Source organism: Bradyrhizobium sp. SMVTL-02 (assembly GCF_051853005.1).
Taxonomy (GTDB): Bacteria; Pseudomonadota; Alphaproteobacteria; order Rhizobiales; family Xanthobacteraceae; genus Bradyrhizobium.
The window spans coordinates 7,582,056-7,598,203 of the sequence record NZ_CP182469.1; the positions used below are offsets into that span (position 1 = coordinate 7,582,056).

12 protein-coding genes and 1 pseudogene are annotated in these 16,148 nt (G+C 64.9%); 8 read left to right on the forward strand and 5 right to left on the reverse strand.

Annotation, left to right across the window (positions count from 1 at the left end; all coding sequences use genetic code 11):
- Positions 1-5: 5 nt before the first annotated feature.
- The 3 genes from ACNJYB_RS36370 to ACNJYB_RS36380 all read left to right on the forward strand — a co-directional run bounded on the left by ACNJYB_RS36370 (position 6) and on the right by ACNJYB_RS36380 (position 2,886).
- A complete protein-coding gene (locus ACNJYB_RS36370; protein ID WP_439371443.1) occupies positions 6-1,016 on the forward strand; it encodes an aldo/keto reductase in 1,011 nt (336 codons plus the stop codon).
- Between the two features lie 15 nt (positions 1,017-1,031).
- A complete protein-coding gene (locus ACNJYB_RS36375; protein WP_439371444.1) occupies positions 1,032-2,345 on the forward strand; it encodes a tetratricopeptide repeat protein in 1,314 nt (437 codons plus the stop codon).
- A 238-nt stretch (positions 2,346-2,583) separates the two neighbouring features.
- Complete coding sequence (locus ACNJYB_RS36380; RefSeq protein ID WP_439371445.1) at positions 2,584-2,886, forward strand: hypothetical protein; 303 nt, start codon at positions 2,584-2,586, stop codon at positions 2,884-2,886.
- 48 nt (positions 2,887-2,934) lie between these two features.
- Here the strand turns inward: ACNJYB_RS36380 and ACNJYB_RS36385 are convergent.
- The 3 genes and pseudogenes from ACNJYB_RS36385 to ACNJYB_RS36395 form a co-directional block, all read right to left on the reverse strand.
- A pseudogene (locus ACNJYB_RS36385) lies at positions 2,935-4,207 on the reverse strand (flavin monoamine oxidase family protein).
- A 9-nt stretch (positions 4,208-4,216) separates the two neighbouring features.
- Positions 4,217-4,927, reverse strand: a complete 711-nt coding sequence (locus tag ACNJYB_RS36390; RefSeq protein ID WP_439371446.1) for a RibD family protein — start codon at positions 4,925-4,927, stop codon at positions 4,217-4,219.
- Positions 4,928-4,946: 19 nt separating this feature from the next.
- Complete coding sequence (locus ACNJYB_RS36395) at positions 4,947-5,618, reverse strand: FABP family protein (RefSeq protein WP_439371447.1); 672 nt, start codon at positions 5,616-5,618, stop codon at positions 4,947-4,949.
- Between the two features lie 136 nt (positions 5,619-5,754).
- On the opposite strand from ACNJYB_RS36395, the gene ACNJYB_RS36400 reads away from it, so the two are divergent.
- On the forward strand, positions 5,755-7,875 hold the full coding sequence (locus ACNJYB_RS36400) for an ATP-binding protein (RefSeq protein WP_439375730.1): 2,121 nt from the start codon (positions 5,755-5,757) through the stop codon (positions 7,873-7,875).
- Between the two features lie 317 nt (positions 7,876-8,192).
- On the opposite strand, the gene ACNJYB_RS36405 is transcribed toward ACNJYB_RS36400, so the two are convergent.
- Positions 8,193-8,438, reverse strand: a complete 246-nt coding sequence (locus tag ACNJYB_RS36405) for a hypothetical protein (protein WP_439371448.1) — start codon at positions 8,436-8,438, stop codon at positions 8,193-8,195.
- A 577-nt stretch (positions 8,439-9,015) separates the two neighbouring features.
- Here ACNJYB_RS36405 and ACNJYB_RS36410 point away from each other — a divergent pair.
- Both ACNJYB_RS36410 and ACNJYB_RS36415 read left to right on the forward strand, forming a co-directional pair.
- Positions 9,016-10,758: an ethylbenzene dehydrogenase-related protein gene (locus ACNJYB_RS36410; protein ID WP_439371449.1), complete on the forward strand. Its 1,743-nt coding sequence runs from the start codon at positions 9,016-9,018 to the stop codon at positions 10,756-10,758.
- 48 nt (positions 10,759-10,806) lie between these two features.
- Positions 10,807-11,817: a 2Fe-2S iron-sulfur cluster-binding protein gene (locus ACNJYB_RS36415; protein ID WP_439371450.1), complete on the forward strand. Its 1,011-nt coding sequence runs from the start codon at positions 10,807-10,809 to the stop codon at positions 11,815-11,817.
- A 47-nt stretch (positions 11,818-11,864) separates the two neighbouring features.
- Here the strand turns inward: ACNJYB_RS36415 and ACNJYB_RS36420 are convergent, their stop codons facing one another.
- Entirely contained in the window at positions 11,865-12,668 is an 804-nt protein-coding gene (locus ACNJYB_RS36420; protein WP_439371451.1) for a substrate-binding domain-containing protein, read from the reverse strand.
- Between the two features lie 386 nt (positions 12,669-13,054).
- Between ACNJYB_RS36420 and ACNJYB_RS36425 the strand changes: the two genes are divergently transcribed.
- Positions 13,055-15,544 (forward strand): bifunctional diguanylate cyclase/phosphodiesterase, encoded by a 2,490-nt coding sequence (locus tag ACNJYB_RS36425; protein WP_439371452.1) that lies wholly within the window; start codon positions 13,055-13,057, stop codon positions 15,542-15,544.
- 166 nt (positions 15,545-15,710) lie between these two features.
- A complete protein-coding gene (locus ACNJYB_RS36430) occupies positions 15,711-15,938 on the forward strand; it encodes a hypothetical protein (RefSeq protein WP_439371453.1) in 228 nt (75 codons plus the stop codon).
- Positions 15,939-16,148: the final 210 nt, after the last annotated feature.

Sequence of the window (16,148 nt, forward strand, 5' to 3'; positions counted from 1 at the left end):
CGCCCATGCAATACCGCCAGCTCGGCCGCACCGGCCTGAAAGTCTCGCCGATTTGTCTCGGCACCATGATGTTCGGCGGGCCGACCGATGAAGCCGCATCGAAGCGGATCATCGACAAGGCGCGCGGCGCGGGCATCAACTTCATCGACACCGCGGACGCCTATTCGAAGGGCGCATCCGAAGAGGTCGTGGGACGCGCGATCGCCGGCAACCGTCACGCCTGGGTGCTCGCGACGAAACTTGCCAACCTTATGGGTGACGATCCCAACCGCGGCGGCCTGTCGCGGCGCTGGGTGTTGCAGGCCGCTGATGAAAGTCTCAAGCGGCTCGGCACCGACCACATCGACATCTATTATCTGCACAAGGAAGACCATGCGACGCCGCTGGAGGAGACGGTGCGCGCGATGGGCGATTTGATCCGATCAGGCAAGGTGCGTTATTTCGGCGTCTCGAACTATCGCGCCTGGCGCGTCGCCGAGATCTGCAACATCTGCGACCGGCTCGGCATCGACCAGCCCGCGGTGAGCCAGCCCTATTACAACGCCATGAACCGCATGCCCGAGGTCGAGCACTTCCCGGCCTGCGCCTATTACGGCCTCGGCATCGTGCCCTACAGCCCGCTGGCGCGCGGCGTGCTCACCGGCAAGTACAAGCCGGATGCGGCCCCGGACAAGGAGACGCGCGCCGGCCGCAACGACACCCGCATGATGCAGACGGAGTGGCGGCCGGAATCGCTGCAGCTCGCGCAGGAGATCAAGGCCCACGCCGAGACAAAAGGCATCACCGCCGGCGAGTTCGCTGTCGCCTGGGTGCTGAACTCGGCGTTCGTGACCTCCATCATCGCCGGCCCCCGCACCGAGCAGCAGTGGGACGACTATGTCCGCGCACTCGACTATCGCTTCACCGCGGAGGACGAGGCGCTGATCGACCGACTGGTCGTGCCGGGCCATCCCTCGACGCCGGGCTACAACGACCCGGCCTATCCGATCGAGGGCCGCCGCGCGCGAACGAGCTAACAGCAGGAGACGACGATGCCGCATGAAGATCGCTACGGTCTTCCGCTCTCAACCGCATCCGACGATGCGGCATCCGCTTATCGCGAGGGCATCGACCTCATGCTCTCGGGCTGGACCGGTACGGCAGAGACGCTGGAGCGCGCGATTGCGGCTGATCCGGGCTTCGCGCTGGCTCACATTGCCCCTGGCCGTGTGCACGCTTTCTACCAGCAGGGCGATCTGGCGCGGCAGAAGGCGGCGACGGCGCGCGAGCTCGTTGGCGGGCGCGGCACCGAGCGTGAGCGCTCGCGTGTGGAGACGTTGGCGCTCGCGATCGAAGGCCGACTGCCCGAGGCGATCGCGACGATGTTGAAGCATGTCGAGAGCTGGCCGCGCGATGCCGTGGTGCTGTCGCTGCCGCTCGGTGCCTTCGGCCTGTTCGCCTTCTCCGGCATGGCCGATCATGACCGCGCGCGGCATGAGCTGTGCGAGCGGGTCGCACGGCACTATGGCGAGGACTGGTGGTTCCTCACCATGTCCGGCTGGGCGATGACGGAGAACGGCGACGTCGCGCGCGGGCGCGCCGTCACCGAGCGCGGCTTCAACCTCCGCCGCGCCAACGCCCACGCCGCGCATGCGGTGCTCCATGCGATGTTCGAGGACGGTTCGATCGAGGAGGCCGATCGTCTCGTCGACGACTGGATCTCCTCTTACGACCGCGCCGGCATCCTGCACGGCCATATCCTGTGGCACCAGGCGCTTGGCGCACTCGAGCATGGCGATGCGGCACGCGCGCTCAGGATCTATGCCGACGTGCTCCAGCCTTCGGCCACGCAGGCGCCCCCGCTCAACGTCGTCACCGACGGCGCCTCGCTGCTCTGGCGCCTGTCCGCCTACGGCCACGCCGTGCCCAAGGCGCTGTGGCTCGAGGCCGACACCGCCGCGCAAAAACTGTTTCCGAAATCGAGCCTGTCGTTCGCCGACGTCCACATGGCGCTGTTCGCTGCGGCAACGCAAAACAATGAGGCGCTGGCGGCGCGGCTTGCCGTGATCGAGCAGCGGCTCGCCGACGGCAAGCTGCCCGCCGGTCCCGTGGTCCCCACGATCTGCCGCGCACTGGCCGCCTTTGCCGACGAGGACTATGCGGCCTGCGTGCAAATGCTCGCGCCCGTCCTCGGCGAGGTCGTGCGCATCGGCGGCAGCCACGCCCAGCGCGAGCTGATCGAGGATACTTTCATCGTCGCGTTGATGCGCAGCGGCGACCTCTCTCGCGCGCGCACCCTGCTCGACGCCCGCCTGCACCGCCGCCCCTCCCTGCGCGACATGCGCTGGCAGGCCGCGATGGCTTAGCTCCGCCACGAAAAAAACACCGGCCTGACCATCGTCACGGCAGACGAGGTGATCGCATCTTTCGCGCCGAAGTGATGGCAACAATGCCATCAAGGCGGATGATGCGACAATAAATCTCACGACGCGCGATCATCATGACGCGCCAGACATCGCACGCTGCGTCGTTTCGACGCCCGCACTGGCCGGAACGCAGCCGGCACCTACGTGTTGTCACACGACATTCAACTGGAGTGACGACATGAAGTATCTCATTGCCGTGATCGCCGTCGGTGCTGCGGCGCTGGCCGGCGGATCGGCGGCGAAGGCAGGCAACACCACGAGCGCGAGGCCGAACGCGCCGACCGACATCAGCGCGCAGCACCGGCACCATCATGGCTACCGCCATCATCACTGGCGCCATCACCACCACGGTTATTATCGCCCGCACTACCGGAGCTATGGCTATTACCCACGCCACCACGGCTATTATGGCGGCGGACCGTACGGCTATTACGGCGGCGGCCCAAGCGTCACGTTCGGCTTTGGCGGCAGCCGCTGGTAAATTGGCCGGCACGGACCAACGAAAGGCCCGCGAGTCCGCGGGCCTTTTTCATCCGCGCAACATGATCTCCGCCGTCGCCAGCCCGCTCGCCAGCGCGGCCTCGACCGTACCCATGTCCCGGCCGCGATAGAGCGCTTCGCCCGAGAACAGCACGGCACCATCGGCGCGCGCGAGAATCGCCTGCGCCTCGCGCGTGCGCGGCGTCGCCCAGGAATAGGCGCCGCGGGCGAAGGGATCATGCGTCCAGTTGGTCGCCGCCGCCGCAACGAGCTCGCGCGCGACCTCCTCGCGGGGCTGGCCGAAGATCGTGGCGAGTGAGTCCAGTCCAGCGTCGACCAGTCCTTGCGAATCGAGATGCGACAGCTCCGCCGTCCGCGGGCCGCCGAACCAGCCGGTGAGCACGGGATGCGCGTCCGGATAGCGCGTCCACCACACCGGAATGACCTGGTCCGACAGCAGGAAGGTCATGTCGGCGAGGTCGGGCTTGAGCTCGCGCCACCATGGCCGCGCGAAGCGCAGCAGGATTTTGATCACGCTGCCGAAGCCGATGTCTTCGGCGGCAACGGCCTTCGTCCGCGCAGCCGCGGGCAGAGCGATGTCTGGCAATAACGGCAGCGGCACGGTGACGATCACGCGATCGCAGCCGTGCGCATCGCCCCTTGGCGCAACGGACGACGAGGGCGCCGCCCTCTTCGATGATGGCCGTCACCACGCAGCCGAAGCGGATCGCGGCGCCATGCCCGCGGCACTCTTCCGCAAGGAATTCGGTCAGCGCGCCATAGCCGCCGACGATCCGCGCCTGGGTGTGGTGCCCGCCGTCCATCCATTCCTCGCGCAGCGCCAGGATGGAGGCGCGCGCCGGATCGGCCGCATCGTAACCTTCGACCATGCGCTCGATGGAATGGCGCAGCCGCTCGTATTTTGGTCCGGCAAAGTACCGCCGCAGGAAATCGGCGACGGTGAGATCATCCTTCAACGCCCCGAGCACGGCTTGCAGCTCCGCCTCGTACTGATCGTGGCGCTCCTCGCGCGAGAGCCCGATGCCGTCAAAGCTCCATTGCGTGCCCGCGATCTCCCGAAGAGCCAGCCCCGCCTCGCGCAGCAGGGCGCGCGTGACCGGCGCCTCGCCATGGATGAATTCGGCGCCGCCATCGGCGGGATAGCAAAACTCCGCTGCCGGCAGCGGATGAATGCGACCACCGCAGCGCTCGCGCGCCTCCAGAATGGTCACCCTCTTGCCGGCGCGCGCGAGTTCACGCGCCGCCATCAGGCCGGCCGCCCCCGCGCCGACGATGACAATGTGCTCTGGCATATCGGGCATGACGGCGCTTTACCCGGCCGCGCATTGCGGATCGTTCTTGATCTGATAGCGCAGCAGCAGGACGCCACCGCCAAGCTCCCGCACGCTCTCAAGCGTCATGGCGGCAAGCGGCGCGCGCTTGTCGCTGTCCGCTTCCGTCGAGTCGAAAACGAACGGTGCGCCCTTGGTGCCGTCGATCGCGGGACTGAGGATCAGATTGAATTCGTCGAGCAGGCCGGCGCGCAGGAAGGCGCCATTGGCGACGCCGCCGCCCTCCACCAGCAGCCGCTTCACCCCCAGCTCGTGATTGAGGATGTCGAGCGCCAGCGCCAGGTCAATTTCGGACTTGCCGGCGAAGATGTAGGACACGCCGTCGCCGCGCAACCCTCCGAGATGCGAATCCGGCACGCTCTCGGCCAGCACCACCACGATCGGATCGCCGCCGATGTCCGAACGGCCCCAGCCGATCTTGCCTTGCGCATCGAGTACGACGCCGTAAGTCTTCGCGTCGCGCCGCGCGAACCAGTTCTGACGCGGAAACGTCTCGCCCGACATTTCGGGATAGGGCTTGCCTTTGGCGAACTCCGAGCCCGTGACGCGGCCGATCACCCAGGCATCGCCGCCGAGTTCCTCGTGGATCTTCTCGAACCAGTCCGTGCCGGCGCCCTTCGGACGCCAGCGGCTGGGATGCGTGCGGCCGTCGAGGCTCGAATGCATCAGGCAAATGACATACGGCTTCATGCAAATCTCCGGATGAGGCTCACGCCGCCGTTCCGCCCCCGCCGTCGGCCTTGGCGCGATCGTTGACGATCACCGCGAGCGGATTGAGCTTGGGCGGCGCAACGAGCTGCAGCGTGTTGGTGTCGTGATGATTGAACGGCGCGCCGCGCACGAACAACTCGGTCTGGATCAGATAGGTCCAGCTTCCGTCGTCGTTGAAGATGATGTCGCAGCGGTAGGAATCGGTGCGGAAGGCCTGTTCCAGGAAATCGGTCGAGCAGATCCCGTAAGTGGTATCGCCGCGCTTGGCGGTGACGGAGATCTTGCGGTCATCCGGCGCTGCCTTGCCCGAGGCCAGCAGCACCTGCCCGCGCGGGATCGCCAGCGTCTGCATGATCAGACCGGTCGCAGGCTCCCACAGCCAGTAGCCGACCTGGTCGTGGAAGGTGATGTCTTCTTCCGGCGTGTTGATGTGAATGTGATAGCGCAAGCCATAGAAAAGCTGCGGGCCGTTGGCCTGCGGATCGATCGCGTCCATCCTGATGCGCTCGATGAAGGTGCGCCGCTCCGGCCCCTCCGCCTTCGGATTGATGTCGATGCCCTTGTCCGCCTGCCACGTGCCGGCAAGTCGGCGAAGCGGGCCGAGATTGGCGAGGGCGTCGGGCGAGACGTCCTCCGGCTCGGTGAAGATGTCGGCGGGAATGGGCAGCATGGGAACCTCGCGTCGTTGCGGGAGGCAGCAATAGCACAAGGCCAGCGCAAAACTACCGGGAGGGAACCGGAAGCCGTGCCGGACGTTGTCGGCCGTCGAGTCCTCGAAACCCGGGCTCGGTTGGGCAACGATGCCCATGTCACGCGTCGCGGGGAGTCCGGTGCTGTCTGAGAAAGCCGCTCGACAGTCAACTGACCTGAGCTTCCTTGCCGACGGCGGCGAGCTGGGCGCGATGATGCGCGCCCTGGACTGGTCGGACTCGCCACTCGGCCCCCCTCATCGTTGGTCCCAGGCCCTGAAGACGACGGTCGGCATGCTGCTGGCGGCGCGAGCCCAGATCGTTCTGTTCTGGGGGCCCGATTTTGTCGCGCTCTACAATGACGCCTATGCGCCGGGCATCGGCGCCAATCATCCCCGCGCCCTCGGCCGCCCGGCGATCGAGAATTGGGGAGAGCTGTGGGACGATCTCGAACCGCTGCTGGCGGGCGTCCGCCGAACGCGGACGACATTCGCCGCAAAGGACCGCCCCTTCTACGTCGAGCGTCACGGCTACGGCGAGACGAGTTACTGGGACGTCTCTTATTCGGCCATCCCGGATGACGATGGCTCGGTCGGCGGCGTCCTCTGCATCGTCTCCGAGACGACCGAGCGTGTTCTCGGCGAGACCCAGCTGCGGGCCAGCGAAGCGCGCTATAGGGAGCTGAACGCCACGCTCGAACAGCGCGTGGCCGAGCGCACCGCCGAGCGGCATTTGCTTGCCACGATCGTGGAAACCACCGACGGGCAGATTCAGGCCCTCGATCTCGACTACCGCTGGCTCGCCATCAACGCGTCCTGCGCCGATGCCTATCAGCGCATCTTCGGCAAGCGGCCGAAGGTCGGCGATTCCCTGCACGAATTCCTCGCCGACCGGCCGGAGCATCTTGCTGCGGCCACGGCGATCTGGAGCCGCGCGCTGAGCGGCGAAGCCTTCACCACGATCGAGGAATTCGGCGATCCCCGCTTCGACCGCCGCGTCTACGAGATGAAGTTCGAGGCGCTGCGCGCGCCGGACGGCACACGTATCGGAGCGTTCCTGACCGGGATGGACGTGACCGATCGCCTGGAGGAGCAGGCGCGTCTCGCACAGGCGGAGGAGGCGCTTCGTCATGCCCAGAAGATGGAGGCCATGGGCCAGCTCACCGGCGGCGTCGCGCACGACTTCAACAATCTTCTCACACCGATCGTCGGGCTGCTCGACCTGTTCCAACGCAAGGGCATCGGCGGCGAGCGCGAGCACCGCCTGATCGCCGGCGCAGCGCAGGCAGCCGAGCGTGCCAAGACGCTGGTGCAACGCCTTCTCGCCTTCGCGCGCCGGCAACCCCTTCAGGCCGTCCCGGTCAACATCAGCCGGCTCGTTGCCGAGATGGGCGACCTGATCTCGAGCACGACCGGACCGCAAATACAGGTGACGGTGGATGCGCCCGCAGGACTTCCCGAGGCGATGGCCGATCCCAACCAGATCGAGATGGCGATCCTGAACCTCAGCGTGAATGCACGGGATGCCATGCCGGACGGCGGCAAGTTGCGCATCTCGGCCAAGGCCCGCACGGTTGAGCGCGCGCACACATCGGGACTGACGCCGGGAACCTATGTCTGCATCTCGGTCGCCGATACCGGCGTCGGCATGGACGAGGAGACACTGGCTCACGCCGTCGAGCCGTTCTTCTCGACCAAGGGCGTCGGACAAGGCACCGGTCTCGGACTTTCGATGGTCCACGGCCTCGCGTCCCAGCTCGGCGGCGCGCTCACGATCAGGAGTGCCGTGGGAGCCGGGACGACGGTGGAGTTATGGCTGCCGGTGAGCCAGATAACCGCGGGCGCGATCGACAGCGTCCCTCGGCCGAAACTGCAGCCGCTCCCCGCCGGCACCGCGCTTCTCGTGGACGACGAACCGCTGGTGCGCATGAGCACCGCCGAAATGCTGAGCGAGCTCGGTTACACGGTCGTCGAGGCAAGCTCGGCGGAAGACGCCCTTCAGCGCGTGAGGAAGGGCCTTCGGCCGAACCTGCTCATCACCGACCATCTCATGCCGGGCATGAGCGGAACCGACCTCGGCCGTATCCTGCGCAACCAATATCCCGAACTCCAGCTCCTCGTCGTCTCAGGCTACGCCAACAGCGAAGGCATCGCGCCGGACCTGTCGCGGCTGACGAAGCCATTCCGCAGCGACGAGCTGGCGGCGAGCCTTGCGAACCTCACCAAGGTGGCGCAGTAGGCCGCCAGGCGCGACCAGCGCCATTGGAGATCACGAGCCAATGGCCTGCATCAGCGAAAGAGGCACGCAAGGGCCGCAATCGCGCGCCTTCAGCCCGCCTTCGTTCCCGTGACGGCCACAAGCGCCTCGACGAGACGATCGAGATCGGCCTCGTCGGTGTAGAGCGCCGGCGTCACGCGAATGCATTGGCCCTTCGCGACGCCCGCCCGGCGAACCGTCAGGACCTTATGCGTGTCCCTGAGCTTCGCACGATGGCGTCGCGCGGGCGGTCGCGGGAATGAGGGCGGTTGATCGCCGCCCTCAGACGGAGACCGCGCTCAAGCCGCTTGCGACATTGATTTCGCACGCTTCTCGAGCAGGCCGATCGTCGACACCAGATTGTCGCGTCGCGCGCGAAGATTGGCCGCGAGCAGCGGATAGGTCGGCTGCTTCACGTCGAACACCCCGGCTCTCGCTTCTTCCTCGAGAATGTCGGTGTTCAAGAGCCGAACACGCCACCACAAATCCGCGATCAATGCATCGAGCTGGAGTTCACCAGCACCAGAACGGGACACTTCCTGCATGGCTTGCCTCAACCTGAAACGGCCACCTCTGTTGGGGCCTGGATTGGTCCTGACTGAGCAAGCGGAGTGCCAGGAATGGGCGGGCCGAGATCCGGGTCAGGAGCGAGCTGCGCGATGGTCCGGTTGCCCGCATGAACCGTTGAACGCAAGCCAGGCGCAGCTCGCGGCCGTCGTTCGGCTGCGATGAGGATTGGGGAGATTCAGCGGGCAGGCTGGATGTTGCGCCAGTCAGAAAGGCTACGAACTCGTATATTGTTGAAATTGCTGCATAAATTTAAATTGCGGGGAGCATCGGCTAGCTTCGTCCTCCCAACGGGTTTCCGCCGAGTTTACGATGGACGCAGCTGCGCAACGGGCGCGCTCCGAGCTGCCCATCGCCAAAGCCACGCAGGATTCGAGACCAGACTTCGAGACTGGCGTAGGCCCCGAGGGCGGCTCGCTGGCGGACCGCACTGATTCGGATAATGATCGTTGCCGGTCGTCTTGGCTTCTTCGGCGACCACGCCCATCTCGTCAAATCCCCAATGCTTCGCAGCCTTTCTGACGCAACTGGTTTACCGCGGGTAAGCTTTGTGCAATGAACGATGTCACCGCTCGAACGAACGCCGATGCCTTGACCGAGAGACGCCTCGCTCACACAAAGACTCGAGAAAGCCCGCCACGCACCGATGTCGGGACGATCATCCTCCATTGGGCGACCGCGCTCGCGTTCGTCGTAAGCCTCGTTACCGGCATACGCATCGCAGCGGACGCGCTGCACGCCCCCTTCTCGAAATGGCTCGCTCCGGTCCTGCCGCAGGGCGAAATCTTTTCCTGGCATTTCCTCGCGGGGCTGGCCCTCTTTTTCTGCGGGGCGGCCTACGTCGCCTACCTCGCGCGCAGCGGCCTCCTCGAGCGTAACAGCCCCAGGAAGACGCGGATCCTCGCGTTGCGCGCCCCGGCTCGCCTCAAGTGGGGAGCCGTCAACGTCATCCTGCATTGGTTCGTCTATGCGCTCGTGATCTTCCTCACGGTGACGGGCGTCATGATGTATCTCGGCTATGGCGGCTGGTGGGCTTATCTCCACTCGACGGCCGCCTTCGTCGCGCTCGTCTACATCTTCGCGCATGTCGCCGCGCATTATCTCCATGGCGGCTGGCAGCAGATTTTCCGCGTGTTTCGGCCGACGCCGCTCGCGATCACGAAGGCCGTGCGGCCGAGGCCTCTTCTCGTCGCCGCTGCAATCGGGGTAGCCGTCGCGTGCGGCGTCGCCGGGCTCGACTGGGCGACGCGCGATACGCTCGTCATCGCGCGGGTAAGCGCCGCGCCCAAGCTCGACGGTGCCATGGGAGATCCCGCCTGGTCGCGCGCGCTCCCCGTCTTCATTCGCACGCAGCAAGGTGCCAATCTCGGCGGATCGGGCGAATCGCTCGTGGAGGTGCGCGCCCTGCACGACGGGCAGAAGCTCTATTTTGCCTTCCGCTGGGAGGACCCCACGCGCTCCCTCCGCCGCATTCCGATCATCAAGCAAGAGGATGGCTGGCACGCCCTCGACGAACGTGCGGGTCTGCAAGACGCCTCCGACTTCTACGAAGATAAACTGGCGGTCATTTTCTCGGATAATCCATCGCTCGGCGGCGCAGGCGCGACGGATCTCGGCGCCAACCCGCTGCCCGGCAAACCGATGCCGATCAACGGCCGGGGCTTCCACTTCACGACGGATGGCAGCTACATAGACATGTGGCAGTGGAAGGCGTCGCGCGGGGGCATGCTCCGACGCGTCGACAGCCAATATATCGGCCCGCCCTACGCCCCGACCCTGGACGAGCAGAATTACAATGCCCGCTATCAGGGCGGCTATTGGAATAAGCCTGGCCGCACCCTTTATTCGTATAACTTCAAGTTCATCCACCGGGACGACAAAGGGCCCGTCACGGTTCTGCGGCTGCCCAAGGACTTGAAGGCGCAAGTCGCAGCCCTCGGCAAGTTCGATCTCAATCCCGACAGCAGCGACGACGAGAACGGCCGCTGGTACATGTTCGACTGGGAGAGCGAACCCTACACGCCAGAGGCCGACGCGAGGATTCCCCTCGGCACGATCCTGCCTGGCGTGATCATTGCCGGCGACAACGAAGGAGAGCGAGCCAATGTCTCCGGGGTTTCAAAATGGAACAACGGACATTGGACGCTCGAGCTGACGCGCAACATGAAAAGCGATGGCAGATATGACAAAGCCTTCGTGCCAGGCAAAGATCTTTACATGTGGGTCGCTGTCTTCGACCATACACAGACGCGGCATGCGAGCCATAACCGCCCGGTGCGTGTCGTGTCGGAAAATTAGGGCTCTCGGCGACGTGCGCGACCGGAGGCCACTCCCAAAGGCCTCGCGATGAACAGGCACTGTCGGCTCGTCATCAACGGCAAGCTCGTGGAAGCCCGCGCCGGCGAAAGCCTGATCGACGCGGCGCTCGGCGGCTCGATTCTCGTTCCACACGACTGCAGATCTGGACAATGTCAGAGCTGCCGGGTGACGGTCGTTTCGGGCTCGGTCGATGACGGCGGCTCGGGCCATGGCCGCACTGTGCTCGCCTGCCAGGCAGCGGTCGCAGGCGACGCCGAGATCGAATTCGAAGAATTGCCGCTACCTGAGAAGCGGGCGGCCGCCGTCACCGAGATCAACCAGCTCTCGTCGGAGATCGCCGAAGTCGTGCTGACGACTTCGGCGCCGCTCGAGTTTCGGCCGGGCCAATATGTGCGCGTCAAGTTTTCCGGCTATCCTGCGCGCGAGTTCAGTCCGACATTCAGGCTCGATGGTTCCTTCAAGCAAGTCGAGCTTGTCTTCCACATCCGGTGCCTGCCTGACGGCACCGTGTCGGGGCAGCTCGGCAAAGCCATCAGGCCCGGCCATAAAGCGCATGTGCAAGGCCCCTTCGGACAAGCCTACCTACGACAGGGGCAGGGGCCGCTGGTGCTGGTCGCCGGCGGAGCTGGCTGGGCCCCGATCTGGGCGCTCGCCCGCTCGGCGCGCTCGACCCAGCGCAACCGCGAGATGGCGGTCGTCGCCGGCAGCCGGGATGCCGACAATCTCTATATGCTTCCCTCGTTGCAGTGGCTGATCGACGACGGAGTCCGCGACGTCATTGCGACGACGGAGGTCGGGTCTACCCTGCCGATCAGGCCCGGGCGCCCATCGCACTACCTGCCCCTGCTTGGGCTGGAGGATACGGTCTACGTCGCCGGCCCGGTCGGTCTCGTCGAGATCGTGAAGAACAAGGCGCGCTCGGCCAATGCGCAATGCTACGCCGATCCTTTCCTGCCGAGCTCTCAAACCCCGTCGCTGATGGACAAAGTCACCCGTCTATGGCGAAGCGGGGAGCAGCCTCATCGCCCCGGTCTGTGAGCCGATGCCGAGTTCGGCAGCGTGGGCGGCCGCCGAGTCTCGGCGCCTCACGGCTTGACGGGCAGACTGCCGAGGCTGGTGATGACGTCGGCTGCTTTCTGCGCATCGGCAAAGCGCAGAAAGGCCAGGGCGTCCGGATCCTGCAACGTATTTAGATAGATCAGCGCCAGCACCACGCTCGAGGGATAATCCGCGTCCGTCGGGTAGTGGCCGTCCACGCGAAGCACCGTGAGCCCCTGTTCCAACGGCCGCGAGAAAGGACCGAAGCCGATCGCGCCTTGAACTTCGCGAACCGTCTCGATCGCTTCCTGCGTGGTCGTCGCTATCTTCGATTTCTCGGTGATCTCGAGATCATGCCAGCCGGGCATGCTGGCCCGTAGCACGGTGAGAGTGCTGTCCTGGTCCTCGCGCCGCACGACGCGGATGCGCATATCGGCGCCGCCCAGCTCCTTCCAATTGGCAAGGCGGCCCGAATAGATCGCAACGAGCTGAGCGCTTGTGACGGCACTCACTCCGCAGCCGGGATGGACGATGAAAGCCGAGGGCAGGCGGGCGATCGCCTTGTAGACGATGCCGGAAGCCACCTCGGCGTCGGTCAGGCGGCGTGCGACGCGCCCCAAGATCGCCTTGCCGGACCCCACGGCCGCGATGCCTCCGCCAGAACCGATGCTCGGCGGGACCTCGATCTGTGCCGATCCCTCCTGCTGCATGAAGCTCGCGGCGATGGCGCGCAGGACATCGATGCCGTCTCCGGTCCCGACGATGTCGAGCTTGCGTGTTTCGGCGGCAGCGGCATTCACCACCGCAAGGCAAAGGCCCAATAGGGCTGCCATTATCCTCGAAAATGCCATTGCAGACCCCTTCGAACCAAGAGGTGCACAATCTGGCAAAGAAACCTAAACCTTCTGTTGTCGCAACGCCGTGCCTTTTGGAATCATCAGTGTGGCGAACAGAAAGTGAAAGCACACAATCTGATGGTTTCGAAAAACCAATTGGTAATTAACTAGCCACAAATAGACGACAAATAGACGATTTAGAGGGTGTCACTCGCCTAAGTTCGGCGCCTTGAAGACAGCTCAGTGGGGGCCTCAGTGAGCGACATTGATCGGCCCCCGCAAGTTCAGGGTGCTGACAGGTGGTGGCGACCGACACCGATATGGCGAAGACATCGAAGACGCCGTCCCGCTGGCGTCGTTGGGCTGTTCCGTCCGGAGTTCGTTTCCCCTCGTCTATCGCCATGCGCCTCGTTGCCGTCGTGCTCGCGACCGGCGTGCTCGGGCTCGGCCTCATCGGTGGCTTGACGGCGCTACGCCTGCAGCAGCAACTGGGGCATCAGGCTGCGGCACTGGGCGAACTCTCGGAAGACCAGCTTGCTCATCGCCTCGACGGCGAGGCGCAGTTGGCGCGAGCGCGAATCGAGGTCCTCGGCGCGGAAACCGCGTCGCGCCTGCGCCAGATCGCTCAGCGCGCCGATATTGCAAAGGCGGTCGCCTCGAACAACGATGTGACGATCCGCGAGTTGCTCAGCGTCGTTGCTTCGACCTCCAGCTTCGAAAGGCTGATCGCCTTCGACGAAACCGGCCGCGTGATCGGTGCCAACACGCCACTCGACCTCCTCGCTCTGAACGGGGCGATCGAGGGGACCGACCTCTCCGTCAATCTCAGGTCGATCCTCAAGCACAATAGCCGCTCGCACCCGCGAGGTGAGGAAGGCACCTATGAGCTCAAATCGGCTGAACTGTCTGCGCTTGGCCTGCCGGAGCGCCCCACTATAGCGCACACCGCAATCGAGCCCGTGTTCGACGACTTCGGCGACCTCATCGGCGCGCTCGTCGCCATCCGACCGCTCGGGCGCACGGAGCGGACTCTCGAGAACTTCACTTCGCTAGCCAATGCCGGCGTGGTCATCATCATGGGTGACGACAAGATCGTGTCTTCTGCGGGGCCTGAAGGGGTGAAATTCAGCAGCGCCAGGACGCGTTTGGGCGGACTGCAGCGCTCGGATGACGGCAACTACGTCGCGCGCTGTGTCGAATACGAGGCTACGCTCAAGGTGTGTACGTTCGCGAGCGCAACGCTCGTGACGACGACACGCGATCAGATGTTCCAGATCGGCGCCGCACATACCCGCTCGCTGATGTGGCAGTTCCTGGCATCCGCGGCGCTGGCGCTCGGTGCCTTGGTCGTCGCGCTGTTGGTTGCCGTAAGGCACTTCACGAAAGGACTTTCGGAGCTCGCCAAGACCGCCCAGGAAATCGCGGGAGGCAATCTCGACGTTCCGTTCCGCGCAACGGGCATCGGCGAGGTTCGCGGCCTCGGCCTCGCATTCGAGCGAATGCTGACGCACTTGCGCGCCAGCACGCGAAGAATTCGCCAGCTCGCTTTCTACGATACAGTGAGCCGCATTCCCAATCGGGAGAAGATGCGCATCGATGCGCCGGCGCTCATCGACGCTGAACAAGGCGGGGCGCTGTTGTTCCTCGACCTCGATGGCTTCAAATCCATCAACGACACTTTCGGGCACAAGGCTGGCGACGAGCTGCTCAAGTTGGTGGCCGAGCGCTTGAGCAATTTGCTGGCGTCCAAGGTCGCTGCCGGCAAAAGTCTGCTCGCCCGGGTCGGAGGCGACGAGTTCGTCGCCATCATCGCCGGGGTGAAGACGGTCGAGGCCGCGAGCCTCTGTGCCCGCGAGATGATCGAGACGCTGCAGGTTTCCTTCAAGCTCCAGAGCAACCATGCGACCATCGGCGCCAGCATCGGCGTTGCGATCTGGCCCACCCACGGCACCACCTATGACGATCTCCTGATCCGCGCCGACCTTGCGATGTACGTCGCGAAGAGCTCGGGACGCAACACCCACGCGTTCTTCACTCCGGATCTCGCCGAGGTCGCGCGTGCCCGGCATGCGCTCGAAACCGATCTCGCCCTCGCGATCCGCAATGAAGAGCTCGTCGTCCATTACCAGCCCAAGGTGTCCTGCGTGAATGGCCGCATCGTGGGCGTCGAGGCGCTGGCGCGCTGGCATCATCCGAAGGAGGGCAACATTCCTCCTCAGCGCTTCATCAAAATCGCGGAAGAGATCGGTCTCATCATGGAGATCGACCGCTTCGTGCTCAGGCGCGCGCTCGCCGAGATCGGGGGCTTGATCCGGGCCGGCTCAAACCTCGTGCTTGCCGTAAATGTCGCGGCGACGGAAATCGAGGACCCGCTGTTCATCAAGGATATCGTCACGACCGTTCGCGAGGCCGACTTCCCGCCGCGATACCTCGAGATCGAGGTCACGGAGTCGGTAGCGATGCGCAATCCTGATGTCGTGCGCGAGAGAATAAGCCTCCTCAGGCAATTGGGAATACGCTTCGCAATGGACGATTTCGGAGCCGGCTATTCGAATCTTTCGACCATGGCGAGGCTCCCCTTCGACGCCGTGAAGCTCGATCGCACGCTCGTCGCGGGTGTCGCGGAAGACCGCGAGAAGCAGACGATCCTTCGTCTTGCGCTCGGACTTGCGAACGAATTGGGGTTCGAAACGGTGGTCGAAGGCATCGAAACGGCCGAAGACCTTCGGTTCGCGGCCGAAAACGGCGCGACCATGGCGCAAGGTTATATTTTCTCTCCGCCGGTATCGCTCGATGAGTTCACCGTCCTGCTCCAGCCGACCCTTTTGGCTTCGACGGTCGAAGTGGCGCCCAGGCGACACGGAGCGGAGCGGCAGGCTGCCATCCGCTGAGCCGTCGGCTTTCCGGTCCTCGGCGACGCATGCGCATGAACGTTCGCGTGTCAGCCGAACTGGTAGGGAAGCAGGCGTTCGCCAAAAGCTTCGCCTCGCCAGATCAATTGCAGGCCCGTGACGATTTCCGCCGGGGAGGCCATTCGAGGGCGGGCGAACCGTCATCGTGGCAGCACCTCTGGGCCGGCTACCGCTCTTCGCGCGCGCGGGCTCGATCGTTCCGATTGAAGACGGCAGGGGGCTGAAAGCAATCGTGTTCGGCGCGCCCGATCGCGGTGGTTCCGGTCTTGTCTATGTCGACAATGGCGAGACGTCGGATTGGCGCAAGACGGGCAGGACGATCGAATTCCGCCTGCGCCGCGACGATACTGGCCCCGTGCTCGATGTCAGCTGAGCAGAGCTCTCGGCACCAATCCGCGTCCGCGGCGTCGGCGTGCCGAATCTGCGCCTTGCCGGCACAGTCGAGTGAGCCGCGTTTGGCGCACCTGTAGCGAGGTCTGAGGGACGTTGGCGGGCTCAAGGCAAGGGCTCTGTCCGCAGTTCGTGGAGTTGACCTGCCCTTATTGGCGACATCTTGAAAGAACTGAAACCGCACGGCGCAGGA

Bases quoted from the DNA above. Each gene is read 5' to 3' on its own strand.
- ACNJYB_RS36370 (WP_439371443.1), top strand. From the start codon at position 6: ATGCAATACCGCCAGCTCGGCCGCACCGGCCTGAAAGTCTCGCCGATT.
- ACNJYB_RS36375 (WP_439371444.1), top strand. From the start codon at position 1,032: ATGCCGCATGAAGATCGCTACGGTCTTCCGCTCTCAACCGCATCCGAC.
- ACNJYB_RS36380 (WP_439371445.1), top strand. From the start codon at position 2,584: ATGAAGTATCTCATTGCCGTGATCGCCGTCGGTGCTGCGGCGCTGGCC.
- ACNJYB_RS36390 (WP_439371446.1), bottom strand. From the start codon at position 4,927: ATGAAGCCGTATGTCATTTGCCTGATGCATTCGAGCCTCGACGGCCGC.
- ACNJYB_RS36395 (WP_439371447.1), bottom strand. From the start codon at position 5,618: ATGCTGCCCATTCCCGCCGACATCTTCACCGAGCCGGAGGACGTCTCG.
- ACNJYB_RS36400 (WP_439375730.1), top strand. From the start codon at position 5,755: ATGTCACGCGTCGCGGGGAGTCCGGTGCTGTCTGAGAAAGCCGCTCGA.
- ACNJYB_RS36405 (WP_439371448.1), bottom strand. From the start codon at position 8,438: ATGCAGGAAGTGTCCCGTTCTGGTGCTGGTGAACTCCAGCTCGATGCA.
- ACNJYB_RS36410 (WP_439371449.1), top strand. From the start codon at position 9,016: ATGAACGATGTCACCGCTCGAACGAACGCCGATGCCTTGACCGAGAGA.
- ACNJYB_RS36415 (WP_439371450.1), top strand. From the start codon at position 10,807: ATGAACAGGCACTGTCGGCTCGTCATCAACGGCAAGCTCGTGGAAGCC.
- ACNJYB_RS36420 (WP_439371451.1), bottom strand. From the start codon at position 12,668: ATGGCATTTTCGAGGATAATGGCAGCCCTATTGGGCCTTTGCCTTGCG.
- ACNJYB_RS36425 (WP_439371452.1), top strand. From the start codon at position 13,055: ATGCGCCTCGTTGCCGTCGTGCTCGCGACCGGCGTGCTCGGGCTCGGC.